The following is a 13258-nucleotide window of genomic DNA, read 5'->3' as shown; positions in this document are numbered from 1 at the left end:
ACAGACGTAGCGCCGTAAAACAGGCGCACGAGGAGAACAGCATGCTTCCGGCTCTTTGGGTGAGTAAAACCGGTCTGTCCGCCCAGGACATGAACCTGACCACCATTTCCAACAACCTGGCCAACGTCTCGACCACCGGCTTCAAGCGTGATCGCGCCGAATTCCAGGACCTGCTCTACCAGACCCGCCGCCAGCCGGGTGCCCAGTCGACCCAGGACAGCGAGCTGCCTTCGGGCCTGCAACTGGGTACCGGTGTACGCATCGTCGGCACCCAGAAGAGCTTCACCGCCGGCAGCCTGCAGACCACCGAGAACCCGCTGGACATGGCCATCGACGGCCGCGGTTTCTTCCAGATCCTGCAGCCCGACGGCACGCTCTCCTATACCCGTGACGGTACCTTCCACCTGAACTCCGACGGCCAGATCGTCACTGCCAGCGGCTTCGCCCTGGAGCCGGCCATCGTCGTGCCGCCAGAAGCGCAAACCTTCACCGTGGGCCGTGACGGTACCGTCTCGATCACCACTGCCGGCAACCCGGCCGCCCAGGTGATCGGCAACATCCAGACCGCCGACTTCATCAACCCGGCCGGCTTGCAGGCGGTGGGTGGCAACCTGTTCCTGGAAACCGCTGCCAGCGGCGCGCCACAGGTCGGTACGCCGGGCCTGAACGGCATCGGTGTGGTCCAGCAGCAAACCCTGGAAAACTCCAACGTCAGCACCGTGGAAGAGCTGGTGAACATGATCACCACCCAGCGTGCGTATGAGATGAACTCCAAGGTCATTTCCACCGCCGACCAGATGCTCTCGTTCGTTACCCAGAACCTGTAAGTGAAGTCTTCGAGGTCGCTTGAACAGCGCTTGTTACACCGTGAGGTCAGCGTCATGAGTCGTTTGTTTTCCGTGCTTGCCCTGAGTGGGATCACCGTCCTGGCCGGCTGCGTTGCGCCGCCGCCAAAGCCCAACGATCCGTACTACGCGCCGGTATTGCCGCGTACCCCCCTGCCGGCAGCGGCGAACAACGGCTCGATCTACCAGGCCGGTTTCGAGCAGAACCTGTACAGCGACCGCAAGGCGTTCCGGGTCGGTGACATCATCACCATTACCCTCAACGAGCGCACCCAGGCGAGCAAGAACGCCAACTCGCAGATCGCCAAGAACAGCAAGGCCGATATCGGCCTGACCTCGCTGTTCGGCTCGAGCGCGACCACCAACAACCCGTTCGGCAGTGGCGACCTGAGCCTGAGTGCCGGCTACAGCGGCGACCGTGCGACCAAGGGTGACAGCAAGGCGGGGCAGGGCAACAGCCTGACCGGCTCGATCACTGTGACCGTCGCCGACGTGCTGCCCAACGGCATCATTGCCGTGCGTGGCGAGAAGTGGCTGACGCTCAACACCGGTGATGAACTGGTGCGCATTGCCGGCATGATCCGCGCCGACGACATCGCCACCGACAACACCGTGCCATCGACCCGGGTAGCCGATGCGCGCATCACCTATTCGGGAACCGGCTCGTTTGCCGACGCCAGTCAGCCAGGTTGGCTCGACCGTTTCTTCATCAGCCCGCTCTGGCCTTTCTAGGTTCCGATGACCATGTTCAACTTCAAGCAGCTGATTGCCGCCGTGTTCCTGATGTCTGCCGCGTTTGCGGTGCAGGCTGAACGCCTGAAGGACATCGCCAGCATTTCCGGCGTGCGTACCAACCAGCTGATCGGCTACGGCCTGGTGGTCGGGCTCAATGGCACGGGTGACCAGACCACCCAGACGCCGTTCACCCTGCAGACCTTCAACAACATGCTCTCGCAGTTCGGCATCAAGGTACCGCCGGGATCGGGCAACGTGCAGCTGAAAAACGTCGCGGCGGTGTCGATCCATGCCGATTTGCCGGCGTTTGCCAAGCCGGGCCAGGTGGTGGACGTGACCGTGTCTTCGATCGGTAACTCCAAGAGCCTGCGCGGCGGTAGCCTGTTGATGACCCCGCTCAAGGGTATCGATGGCAACGTCTATGCCATCGCCCAGGGCAATCTGGTGGTGGGCGGCTTCGATGCCGAGGGTCGCGACGGCTCCAAGATCACCGTCAACGTGCCGTCGGCCGGTCGTATTCCCGGTGGTGCCAGCGTAGAGCGTGCCGTGCCCAGTGGCTTCAACCAGGGCAACAGCCTGACCCTCAACCTCAATCGCCCTGACTTCACCACCGCCAAGCGCATCGTCGACAAGGTCAACGAACTGCTTGGCCCGGGTGTGGCCCAGGCACTGGACGGCGGTTCGGTGCGTGTCAGTGCGCCGCTCGACCCCAGCCAGCGCGTGGATTACCTGTCGATCCTGGAGAACCTCGAAATCGATCCGGGTCAGGCGGTTGCCAAGGTCATCATCAATTCGCGTACCGGCACTATCGTCATCGGCCAGAACGTCAAGGTGTCGCCGGCAGCGGTGACCCACGGCAGCCTGACCGTGACCATCACCGAAGACCCGATCGTCAGTCAGCCGGGGGCGTTCTCCAATGGCCAGACGGCTGTGGTGCCGCGCTCGCGCGTGAACGCCGAGCAGGAAGCCAAACCGATGTTCAAGTTCGGCCCGGGCACCACGCTGGATGAAATCGTCCGTGCAGTGAACCAGGTGGGCGCAGCCCCCAGTGACTTGATGGCGATCCTCGAAGCCCTGAAACAGGCCGGCGCCTTGCAGGCCGACCTGATCGTGATTTGAGGGCCGGGCCATGGACATGCCGAAAGTTTCAGTCGCCGCTATGGCTGACAGCGGGGCCTACACCGACCTCAACCGCCTCAACTCGCTGAAGGTCGGTGACCGCGACAGCGAGGCCAACCTGCGCAAGGTGGCACAGGAATTCGAGTCGCTGTTCCTCAACGAGATGCTCAAGTCGATGCGTTCGGCCAGCGACGTCCTGGCCAAGGACAACCCGCTCAACACCGAGACCACCAAGCAGTACCAGCAGATGTACGACCAGCAGCTGGCGGTGAGCATGTCCCGCGAGGGCGGTGGTATCGGTTTGCAGGATGTACTGATGCGCCAGCTGGCCAAGCAGAAAGCGGCATCGGTGAGCAGCAGCCCGTTCCCGCGCTTCGATATTCAGCCGCGTGCGCTGGGCGCCACCGCCGTTGGCGTGGCCGAGCGCTCGGGCGACGTCGCTGCGCGCAACGATGTGGCCGCGCTCAACTCGCGCCGCCTGGCCTTGCCGGGCAAGCTCACCGACCGCTTGCTGGCCGGGCTGGTGCCATCCGCTGGCGCCACCAATACCGCGCCGATTCCGGGGCGCACGAACCTGGTCGGCGATGCCGTGGCCAAGGGTGACTGGGAACCGGCGACCGCCTTTGCCGCACCGGGCGAGATGCGCATCTACGGCCGCGCCGTGGCCCAGCCGCCGCTGGCGCCCGCCAAGCGCGCGTTCAGCTCCTCGGATGAATTCGTCGCGACCATGCTGCCGATGGCCGAAGAGGCTGCCAAGCGCATTGGTATCGATCCGCGCTACCTGGTGGCCCAGGCCGCCCTGGAAACCGGCTGGGGCAAGTCGGTCATGCGCCAGGCCGATGGCTCCAGCAGCCACAACCTGTTCGGCATCAAGGCCACCGGCAATTGGCAGGGGGCAGAGGCGAGGGCGATCACCAGCGAGTTTCGTGATGGCCAGTTCGTCAAGGAGACGGCGGCGTTCCGCTCCTACGATTCGTACCAAGACAGCTTCCACGACCTGGTAAGCCTGTTGCAGAACAACAGTCGCTATAAAGATGCGGTCAGCGCTGCCGATAACCCGGAGCAGTTTGCCAAAGAGCTGCAAAAGGCCGGCTACGCCACTGACCCTGACTACGCGCGCAAGATCATCAGCATTGCCCGGCAGTTGCAGCCAACCCAGCAATACGCCATGGCTGGCGGTACCACGAATCTATAAGGATTGAAGTATGTCGAATCTGATCTCGATCGGGCTGAGCGGCCTGAACGCCAGCCAGGCAGCGTTATCGGTCACCTCCAATAACATTGCCAACGCCGGGACCTCGGGCTACTCGCGTCAGCAAGCGGTGCAGACCACCGGCGGCATGCAGAACATTGGCGTCGGCTTTATCGGTACCGGCACCACGCTCTCGGATGTTCGACGTATCTATAACGGTTACCTGGACAACCAGCTGCAGACCGCCACTTCGTTGAACACCGACGCCGCCGCGTTCCAGGATCAGATCACCAGCGTCGACAAGCTGCTGGCCGACAGCAACACCGGTATCAGCTCGGTGCTCACGGCATTCTTCTCGGCCCTGCAGACCGCCTCGGCAACCCCGGGTGACGTCGCTTCGCGCCAGTTGCTGCTGACCCAGGCGCAGACCCTGAGCAACCGTTTCAACGCCATCTCCTCGCAGATGAGCCAACAGAACGACAGCATCAACTCCCAGCTCGAGACCTTGAGTGGCCAGGTCAACAAGCTCAGCTCCAATATCGCCGAGTACAACAAGCAGATCGCGCAGTTGTCGGCCTCGGGCAACACCCCCAACAACCTGATCGATGCGCGCAACGAAGCGGTACGCTCGCTCAATGAGCTGGTGGGGGTGACCGTGCAGGAGCGTGACGGCAACCTTGACGTTTACCTGGGCACCGGCCAGTCGCTGGTTACCGGTAATAGCGCCAACACCCTGTCGGTTGCCCCTGGCAGTACCGACAAGAGCCAGTACAGCCTGCAGATCAACTACCAGACCTTCAGCTCCGACGTCACCTCGGTGGTCACCGGCGGGCAGATCGGCGGCTTGCTGCGCTATCGCAACGACGTGCTCGCGCCGTCGATCAACGAGCTGGGGCGTGTGGCCCTGGTGGTTGCCGACAGCATCAACAGCCAGCTGGGCCAGGGCCTGGATGCCAACGGTCAGTTCGGCAGCGGCCTGTTCTCCAGCATCAACAGCATTACCGCAATCAGCCAGCGCAGCCTGGCGGCCTCGAGCAACAGCGCAGGCTCCGGCAACCTGGATGTGACCATCGCCGACAGCGGTGCCTTGACCACCTACGACTACGAGGTCAAGTTCACCAGCGACAAGCAATACACCGTGCGCCGCTCCGACGGCACCGAGATGGGCAACTTCGACCTGGATGCCGACCCAGCGCCGGTGATCGACGGCTTCAGCCTCAAGCTCAACGGTGGCGGCCTGGCCGCAGGCGACAGCTTCAAGGTGATCCCGACCCGCGCCGCCGCCGGCAGCATCAACACCGTACTGACCGACGCCAACAAGCTGGCCTTCGCCGGCCCCATCAGTGCCACCGCCGGTAGCGGCAACGGCGGTACCGGCACCATCACCCAGCCGAGCCTGGGCGAGCGCCTGGATATCTACGGCGGTGCCGAGCAGGCGCAACTGCAGGAGGCGATCAAGCACTCGATGCCCGTGCGAGTGGTGTTTGGCGAGGCCAGTGGTGGCACGCAAAGCTATAAGATCTTCGACGCGAAGGGCGGCGAGATTTCTGCCGGCAATATCGTGCCGGGCCAGGACAATGACCTGGCCATCAATGTGCCGATGCGCGATGCCGCCGGCAATCCAATGCTCGATGCCAGCGGCAATCCACGTACCTTCAAGGTAGAGACCACCATCGCTGGCAGCCCCTCGGCAAACGACAGCTTCACCCTGGGCTTCAACGCTGACGGTAAGTCCGACAACCGTAACGCCAAGGCGCTGTTGGGCCTGCAAACCCAGTCCACGGTCGGTACCGGCTCCGGTGGCGGCATCAGCTTTACCTCCGCCTATGCCTCGCTGGTCGAACGCGTCGGTGCCAAGGCCGCCCAGGCCAAGATCGACACCACCGCCAGCGGCGCCGTGCTCGATTCGGCCAAGGCTAGCCGCGCGTCGGTGTCCGGGGTCAACCTGGATGACGAGGCGGCCAGCCTGGTCAAGTTCCAGCACTACTACACCGCGTCGTCGCAGATCATCAAGACCGCGCAAGAAACCTTCAGCACCTTGATCAACGCCTTGTAAGGAGTAGCCGATCGTGCGTATTTCCACTGCTCAGTTCTATGAGACCAGCGCCACCAGCTACTCGAAGAATTTCTCCGACGCGGCCAAGACCCAGGAGCAAGTGTCGTCGGGTATCCGTATCCAGACGGCGGCAGATGATCCGGTTGGCGCTGCCCGCTTGTTGCTACTGCAGCAGCAACAAGCGCTGCTGGGGCAGTACAGTGCCAACATGACCACGGTGAATAACGCGTTGCTGCAGGAAGAGAGCGTGCTCTCGACCATTAACGAAGCCATGCAGCGTGCCAGTGAACTGGCCATTCGTGCCGGTGGCAGCAGCTTGAGCGATGCCGACCGCACTTCGATCAGCAGCGAGCTGAAGGAGATCGAGGCCAACGTATTTGGCCTGCTCAATTCCCGCGATGCCAACGGCAACTACATGTTTGGCGGCTCCAAGACCTCGTCGCCACCCTACGTGCGCAACAGCGATGGCACCTACAGCTATCACGGTGACCAGACCCAGCTCAGCCTGCAGGTTTCCGATACCTTGCACCTGGCCACCAATGACAGCGGCTACAGCGTGTTCGACCAGGCCATCAACAAGGCCCGTACCGAATCCACTTTGCAGGCGCCTGCGGTGGACGACGGTCGTGTTGGCGTGTCCCAGGGGCTGGTGAGCTCGGTCAACACCTACAACGACGGCGGCTTTGCCAGTGGCCAGCCCTACAAGCTGACCTTTACCAGCGCCACCCAGTACAGCATCACCGATGCCAACGGCAAGGACATCACCAGCGAGACGCCCACCAACGGTGTTTTCGACAGCAGCACCGAGGGCGGCAACCGCATCGCCCTGCGCGGAGTCGAGTTCGAGATCGACGTCAACCTCAAGGAGGGCGACGATCCCGACACCGCCGTGGCCGGGCACGTGTTCAGCCTGCAGGCGCGTCCCGACACGCTGACCACAACCCGCGGCGCCGGCAACCCGTCCACCGCGCAAGTCACCGGTAGCAGCATCAGTGATGCCGAGGCCTATCGCAGCACCTTCCCGAGCGACGGTGCCGTCATCAAGTTCACCAGCGACAGCGAATTTGCCCTGTACGCCCAGCCTTACAGCGCCGACAGCAAACCTATTGCCAAAGGTGCCGTCGCGGGTAATTCGCTGACCGTCGCCGGCGTCACCTACGAACTCGATGGTGCGCCAAAGGCGGGCGATCAGTTTGCGGTCACGGCCAACGCCCACAAGACCCAGAACGTTCTTGACACCCTGGGTCAGCTGCGCGCGGCACTGGACAAGCCGGTCACTGACAACGCGTCCGAATTCGCCCTCAAGCAAGCGGTAGCCTCGGGCATTGCCAACCTGGCCAGTGCGCGCGAGCGCATCGACATCACCCGTGGCTCGATCGGTGCGCGCGGCAACTCGTTGGAAATCCAGACCCAGGAAAACACCAGCCTGTCGCTGGCCAACAAGAGCACCCAGAGCGCGATCGGCAATACCGACATGTCCACGGCAGCCATCGCCCTGACCTTGCAGCAGGCCATGTTGGAGGCCTCGCAGCTGGCATTCTCGCGCCTGTCGTCGCTGAGCCTGTTCAACAAGCTCTGAGGCAGCCCCGACAACCCCGGCCGGCAGTCATGCCTGCCGGGGTTTTTTATGCCTGTTGTGATGAGCGTCGCTACCGCTTAGACAATTGAGTGTGACCAATGAGTCAAATCGGGCATCTTCCCTGTATTCTATCGGTGGCATTTGCAAGAATTTGTTGCCGTTTTTTTTGTGTGCAGGACCCGGCAACAACGCTGCCATGTGCCACCCAGGGGTGGTGCACCCGGTTTTTGGCGCCCTCAGTTCTGCGAGCGGCAGTCTTTGAAGTTTTGATTGGGAAGCCAGAATGATTGGCATAAAAAGTATCGCGAGTTACGTGCCCACCGCTGGCCTGGACAACTACGCCCAGGGTGCGAAATTCGGCAAGGATGAAGCGTTCATCTTCGGCAAGATCGGCTCGACCTTTCTGCCGCGCAAGGCAGACGAGCAAGAAACCTCCGACCTCTGTGTAGAGGCGGCCAAGGCCCTGTTTGCCAACAACCCCGGCCTTGATCCGCAGGCCATCGATGCGCTGATCGTGGTCACCCAGAATGGTGACGAAGAAGGCTTGCCCCACACGGCTGCCATCGTCCAGGACAAACTGGGCCTGTCGACCCGCGTGGCGGCCTTTGACGTGTCGCTGGGCTGCTCGGGCTACGTGTACGGCCTGTATGCGATCAAGGGCTTCATGGAGGCCGCAGGCCTGAAGAACGGCCTGCTGATCACCGCCGACCCGTACTCGAAGATCGTCGATCCGGAAGACCGCAACACCACCATGCTGTTCGGTGACGCCGCCACCGCCACCTGGATGGGCGAGGATGCTACCTGGCAACTGGGCCAGGCGCGTTTTGGTACCGACGGCTCCGGTGCGGCGCACCTGAAGATTACCGACGGCAACTTCTTCATGAACGGCCGCCAGGTGTTCAACTTCGCCTTGGTCAAGGTGCCCGCGCACCTGCACGAGCTGCTCGATGCCTCGGGGCTGAGCGCGGCGGATATCGACGCTTTCTGCATCCACCAGGGCAGTGCGGCCATCGTCGATGCCGTGGCCCGGCGCTTTGAAGAGGACCCGGAGTCGACGGTGAAGGACAAGTTCGTCAAGGACATGCTCGAAACCGGCAACACCGTGTCGTCCAGCGTGCCCCTGCTGCTGGAGAAGCACATGCTCGATGGCGCCTGGAAGCGCGTTGCCATCAGCGGCTTTGGTGTTGGCCTGTCGTGGGGTTCGGCGATTCTTTATCGCGCGTAACTTTTACGTAGTGCCGTACACAAAAACGCCCATGACCGAAACGTCATGGGCGTTTTTTATTGGCGTCAAAATTACCGCGAATGCACGATTTTTACGGTGCCTAAGGCCTTGAATTGCAAGGGGGTGGCACGGTGCTAGTAAAAAATTTGAAAAAACCCCTCAAGCAACCTGCGTTCACGACGATAACCATTACGAAGGTTCTCTAGGCCACACCCGGCGGTTGCCAGGGCCGGAAGCCGCAGTATCCATCCAACGAGGATTTCGTCATGGCATTAACCGTAAACTCCAACATTGCGTCGATCACCACTCAGGGCAACCTGAACAAGGCTGGCAACGCTCTGGCAACCTCGATGCAGCGCCTGTCCTCCGGCCTGCGTATCAACAGCGCCAAAGACGACGCTGCCGGCCTGCAGATCTCCAACCGCCTGACCAGCCAGATCAACGGCCTGGGCCAAGCGGTCAAGAACGCCAACGACGGTATCTCCATTGCCCAGACCGCTGAAGGCGCAATGCAGGCGTCGACCGACATCCTGCAGAAAATGCGTACCCTGGCCCTGTCCTCGGCTACTGGCTCCCTGAGCGCCGAAGACCGCAAGTCGAACAACGACGAATACCAGGCGCTGACTGCCGAACTGACCCGTATCTCCCAGACCACCACCTTCGGTGGCCAGAAGCTGCTGGACGGTTCCTACGGCACCAAGGCCATTCAGGTTGGCGCGAACGCTAACGAAACCATCAACCTGACCCTGGACAACGTTGCTGCAAACAACATTGGTTCGCAGCAGGTCAAGAGCGTTGCGATCACCCCTACCGATAAAGGTGTAGCTGGTGGTGACATCGTCGTGACCGGTAACGGCCAGTCGGAAACTGTGACCATCAAAGAAGGTTCTTCGGCGAAGACCACCGCAGCTCTGCTGAACGGCGCCGTAGGTGGCCTTTCGGCAACTGCCAGCACTGAGGTCAAGTTCGAAGTAGATAGCACTGCAATTACTGGATCTACCACTAAGTCTGCAAACTTCACTTTGGAAGTAGGTGGTCAGAAAGTTGAGTTTGTTGGTGTCACCGATACCGCGGGCCTCGCTGATCAGTTGAAGTCTAACGCTGCCAAACTGGGTATCAGCGTCAACTACGACGAATCCAACGGCGGATCGCTGTCGGTTAAGTCCGATACCGGCGAAAACCTGAAATTCAGCGCTACCGATGCTGGTGCTCAAGCAGGCATTAAGGTTTCGGCTAAAGACGGCGACGGCGAATACCCAACTGCCGGCGGCACTGCATTGGCTACAACCGACCTGATCGTTACTGGTCAAGTGTCGCTGGATTCGGCTAAGGGTTACTCGCTGACTGGCGATGGCGTGAAGGGTCTGTTCGGTGATGCTACCGCCACTGCAGCCACCTCCAAGAAAACCACCATCGCTGACACCAACGTCACGGACGCCGCCCTGGCTCAGAACGCCCTGGCAGTTATCGACAAGGCCATCGGCTCGATCGACGACGTGCGTTCGAACCTGGGTGCTACCCAGAACCGTCTGACCACCACCGTCGACAACCTGCAGAACATCCAGAAGAACTCCACCGCTGCACGCTCCACCGTGCAGGACGTGGACTTCGCGGCTGAAACTGCCGAGCTGACCAAGCAACAGACCCTGCAGTCGGCTTCGACCTCGATCCTGTCGCAAGCCAACCAGCTGCCATCCGCTGTACTGAAGCTGCTTCAGTAATATCGGCGCCTGGTAAATAACGGAAGGGCGCGTTTACGTGCCCTTCCGTTTTTTCGTGATAAGGAGTCCGGACATGGACATGAGCGTCAAGTTGAACCTGACTTATCAGCCGGTCGTGCCCCAGAACGCTACGCCGAACAACGAGCCGGCTGCGCGTGCCAAGGCCCTGGAGGCGGTAGCGCCTGTGGCGGAGCCCAAGCGCGACGAGCTGGAAAAAGCGGTGAAGGATATTCGCGAATTCGTCCAGGCCAGCCAGCGCAAGCTGGATTTCGCCCTCGATGATTCCACCGGCCGGGTTGTGGTCAAGGTCATCGCCACCGAGTCGGGTGACGTGATTCGCCAGATTCCGTCGGAAACCGCGCTGAAACTGGCGCAAAGCCTCAGCGAAGCCGGCAGCCTGTTGTTTACCGACAAGGCCTGAGCTGGCATGAATTTTGTTGCTGCCTGAACTTTGCGACGCCGTTCGTCAAGAAAGTGGCAGCCACTGAACAAGGAGCACAATGATGGCGGGTACAACAGTCAGCGGTATCGGTTCGGACATCGATACCCAGGCCATTGTGAAGTCCCTGGTTGACGCCGAGCGCGCGCCCAAGCAGGCACAGATCAATACCCAGACACTGAAGGCGACCACCACATTGTCTTCCATCGGCAAGATCCAGGCAGCCCTGGATGCCTTCCGAGGCGCGTTGGCGAGCATGGGTACGGATAACAGCTTCGCCGGCCTGAGCCTTACCTCTTCCGACGAAAAAGTAGCGACGTTCACCTCGGCAGCAGGTGCGTCGACGGGCAGCTTCACCTTGCTGGTCACTCAAATGGCCAGTGCTTCCAAGTTGTCCACCAAGGTATACGCCGGTGGTACCAGTTCGGTAGTCAATGCCGGGACGACCCCGACCACCCTGACCATTTCGCAGGCTGGTAAGCACTACGACCTGAGTGTGCCGCCGGGCGCGACCCTGCAGCAGGTGCGCGACAGCATCAACACTCAGTTCGGTACCTCGGGCCTGAGCGCCAACATCCTCACCGACGCCAATGGCTCGCGCCTGGTACTGACCTCGACCACCATGGGCGAGGGCTCTGACCTGACGATGTCGGGCAACTCGGGCATCGACACCGGTTACACCGTGGTCGATGAGCCGAAGAATGCCAAGTACAGCATCGACGGCATCGACATGGAGTCCAAGACCAATAACATCTCTGACGCTGTGAGTGGGCTGAATATCAAGTTGACCGGCGTATCCGGGAAAAACGCCACCACGGGTGAACTCAATCCGACGGTGCTGTCATTGAGTACCAGCCCCGCAGCGCTCAAGTCTGGCGTCAAAGGTTTTATCGATACCTACAACGCTCTGATAAAGGTCATCAACACTGAGACCAAGGTCACTATGGGGGCCGATGGTCAGCCTATTGCTGGCGCACTGACCGGTGATGCCACGATGCGTACCTTGATGTCCTCGATCCGGAGCGAACTCAATGTGCTCTCGGGCAATGGCACCATGAAGTCCCTGGCGGCATTCGGCGTCACGTCTTCGCAGGACGGCGGCTTGTTGAGCCTGGACGACAAGAAGTGGGACAAGGCCGTAGCGACCAATGCCGCAGATATCTCCAGTATCTTCAACGGCAAGGATGGTTTGCTGGCGCGCATGACCAAGGTCACTGACGATTACGCCAAGGCCACAACCGGCACGCTGGCCGAACGCAGCAAATCGCTGACCGAAAATCTGAACGACCTGAAGAAACAGCAAGACTCGTTGGACGAGCGCATGACCGCCTTGCAGAAGAGTCTGCAGGACAAGTACAACGCCATGGACTCGCTGGTCGCCCAGTTGCGCGCCCAGAGCAACAGCGTGATGACCACCCTCAACGCCCTGAACGCGCGCAGCAAGAACGAGTGATTCGGCGTAGCGACAAGCAAGCCCGGGTTGGCCTTTGTGCCACCCGGGCTTTGTGCTTGAACAGGGCGGGTAAAGTTTTGCCAGCGCCCGCCGATACGCTGGTTAATCCACCTAATGCAGTTTTGCCTGTTACGAGGTAGCAACATGAACCCCATGAGAGCCCTTCGTCAGTACCAGAAGGTCAATTCCCATGCTCAGATCTCCGAGGCCACGCCCCATCGCCTGGTGCAGATGCTGATGGAAGGCGGCCTGGACCGCATGGCCCAGGCCAAAGGCGCCATGGCCCGTGGTGACATCGCCGAGAAGGGTCTGATGCTGGGCAAGGCCATCGATATCATCATCGGCCTGCGCGATGGCCTCGATGCCAGCAAGAGCGATGACCCAGCCTACGTCGAGCGTCTGGACAGCCTGTACGTCTACATGACCAATCGCCTGATGCAGGCCAACGTCGACAACGATGCCGAAATCATCGATGAAGTGGCGCGCCTGCTGATCACCGTGAAAAGTGGCTGGGACGAGATCGCTGCCGCTGCCCCTGTTGAATAGGCCGGTCGGCCGAGGATGATGCCATGAGTCACGCACTGCAACGAATGGACGATACCCGCAACGCGCTGCTGAGCGCGCTGAGCGAGCGCAACTGGGAAGCCATCGGCAAACTGGACGAGACCTGCCGCTCGTGCATCGATGAGATGCTCAACGAGGAGGCGATGGACGAGGCGGTGGTGCGTGAAAAGCTGGAAGGGTTGCTGCAGGTCTACCGTGAATTGCTGGACGTGACCATCGGCGAGCGCCAGGCAATCGCCAATGAAATGACCCAGATCAATCAGTCCAAAAATGCTTCAAAAGTGTATCAACTATTCAGCTAATATTGCGCCGAGCTGAATTAGGGGCGCC

At 61.0% G+C, this 13258-nt stretch carries 12 protein-coding genes; all 12 read left to right on the top strand.

Annotated features, from left to right (window positions below; translation table 11 throughout):
- Positions 1-41: 41 nt before the first annotated feature.
- The 12 genes from flgG to fliT all read left to right on the top strand — a co-directional run bounded on the left by flgG (position 42) and on the right by fliT (position 13230).
- Positions 42-827 (top strand): flagellar basal-body rod protein FlgG, encoded by a 786-nt coding sequence (flgG, locus tag H621_RS0122375; RefSeq protein ID WP_028945510.1) that lies wholly within the window; start codon positions 42-44, stop codon positions 825-827.
- 54 nt (positions 828-881) lie between these two features.
- On the top strand, positions 882-1577 hold the full coding sequence (gene flgH / locus H621_RS0122370; RefSeq protein ID WP_028945509.1) for a flagellar basal body L-ring protein FlgH: 696 nt from the start codon (positions 882-884) through the stop codon (positions 1575-1577).
- Between the two features lie 12 nt (positions 1578-1589).
- Complete coding sequence (locus tag H621_RS0122365) at positions 1590-2699, top strand: flagellar basal body P-ring protein FlgI (protein ID WP_036990311.1); 1110 nt, start codon at positions 1590-1592, stop codon at positions 2697-2699.
- A 10-nt stretch (positions 2700-2709) separates the two neighbouring features.
- Entirely contained in the window at positions 2710-3894 is a 1185-nt protein-coding gene (gene flgJ, locus H621_RS0122360; RefSeq protein ID WP_028945507.1) for a flagellar assembly peptidoglycan hydrolase FlgJ, read from the top strand.
- A gap of 10 nt (positions 3895-3904) precedes the next feature.
- A complete protein-coding gene (gene flgK, locus H621_RS0122355) occupies positions 3905-5947 on the top strand; it encodes a flagellar hook-associated protein FlgK (RefSeq protein ID WP_028945506.1) in 2043 nt (680 codons plus the stop codon).
- A gap of 13 nt (positions 5948-5960) precedes the next feature.
- The gene (locus H621_RS0122350) at positions 5961-7526 is read left to right on the top strand and encodes a flagellar hook-associated protein 3 (RefSeq protein ID WP_028945505.1); all 1566 of its coding nucleotides are present in this window, start codon (positions 5961-5963) and stop codon (positions 7524-7526) included.
- Between the two features lie 283 nt (positions 7527-7809).
- Complete coding sequence (locus tag H621_RS0122345; protein ID WP_028945504.1) at positions 7810-8751, top strand: ketoacyl-ACP synthase III; 942 nt, start codon at positions 7810-7812, stop codon at positions 8749-8751.
- Positions 8752-9017: 266 nt separating this feature from the next.
- Entirely contained in the window at positions 9018-10472 is a 1455-nt protein-coding gene (locus tag H621_RS0122340) for a flagellin N-terminal helical domain-containing protein (protein WP_028945503.1), read from the top strand.
- 73 nt (positions 10473-10545) lie between these two features.
- Positions 10546-10893, top strand: coding sequence for a flagellar protein FlaG (locus H621_RS0122335; protein ID WP_028945502.1), 348 nt, complete (start codon positions 10546-10548; stop codon positions 10891-10893).
- 82 nt (positions 10894-10975) lie between these two features.
- Positions 10976-12364 carry a flagellar filament capping protein FliD gene (gene fliD, locus H621_RS0122330; protein ID WP_028945501.1) on the top strand — a complete coding sequence of 463 codons (1389 nt, stop codon included), beginning with the start codon at positions 10976-10978 and terminating at the stop codon, positions 12362-12364.
- A 144-nt stretch (positions 12365-12508) separates the two neighbouring features.
- The gene (gene fliS / locus H621_RS0122325) at positions 12509-12910 is read left to right on the top strand and encodes a flagellar export chaperone FliS (RefSeq protein ID WP_028945500.1); all 402 of its coding nucleotides are present in this window, start codon (positions 12509-12511) and stop codon (positions 12908-12910) included.
- A 23-nt stretch (positions 12911-12933) separates the two neighbouring features.
- Complete coding sequence (gene fliT, locus H621_RS0122320; RefSeq protein ID WP_028945499.1) at positions 12934-13230, top strand: flagellar protein FliT; 297 nt, start codon at positions 12934-12936, stop codon at positions 13228-13230.
- Positions 13231-13258: the final 28 nt, after the last annotated feature.

It is taken from the genome of Pseudomonas vranovensis DSM 16006 (assembly GCF_000425805.1).
Taxonomy (GTDB): domain Bacteria; phylum Pseudomonadota; class Gammaproteobacteria; order Pseudomonadales; family Pseudomonadaceae; genus Aquipseudomonas; species Aquipseudomonas vranovensis.
This window is presented reverse-complemented; position numbering and strand designations above follow the sequence as displayed.

Bases quoted from the DNA above. Each gene is read 5' to 3' on its own strand.
- flgG (WP_028945510.1), top strand. From the start codon at position 42: ATGCTTCCGGCTCTTTGGGTGAGTAAAACCGGTCTGTCCGCCCAGGAC.
- flgH (WP_028945509.1), top strand. From the start codon at position 882: ATGAGTCGTTTGTTTTCCGTGCTTGCCCTGAGTGGGATCACCGTCCTG.
- H621_RS0122365 (WP_036990311.1), top strand. From the start codon at position 1,590: ATGTTCAACTTCAAGCAGCTGATTGCCGCCGTGTTCCTGATGTCTGCC.
- flgJ (WP_028945507.1), top strand. From the start codon at position 2,710: ATGGACATGCCGAAAGTTTCAGTCGCCGCTATGGCTGACAGCGGGGCC.
- flgK (WP_028945506.1), top strand. From the start codon at position 3,905: ATGTCGAATCTGATCTCGATCGGGCTGAGCGGCCTGAACGCCAGCCAG.
- H621_RS0122345 (WP_028945504.1), top strand. From the start codon at position 7,810: ATGATTGGCATAAAAAGTATCGCGAGTTACGTGCCCACCGCTGGCCTG.
- H621_RS0122340 (WP_028945503.1), top strand. From the start codon at position 9,018: ATGGCATTAACCGTAAACTCCAACATTGCGTCGATCACCACTCAGGGC.
- H621_RS0122335 (WP_028945502.1), top strand. From the start codon at position 10,546: ATGGACATGAGCGTCAAGTTGAACCTGACTTATCAGCCGGTCGTGCCC.
- fliD (WP_028945501.1), top strand. From the start codon at position 10,976: ATGGCGGGTACAACAGTCAGCGGTATCGGTTCGGACATCGATACCCAG.
- fliS (WP_028945500.1), top strand. From the start codon at position 12,509: ATGAACCCCATGAGAGCCCTTCGTCAGTACCAGAAGGTCAATTCCCAT.
- fliT (WP_028945499.1), top strand. From the start codon at position 12,934: ATGAGTCACGCACTGCAACGAATGGACGATACCCGCAACGCGCTGCTG.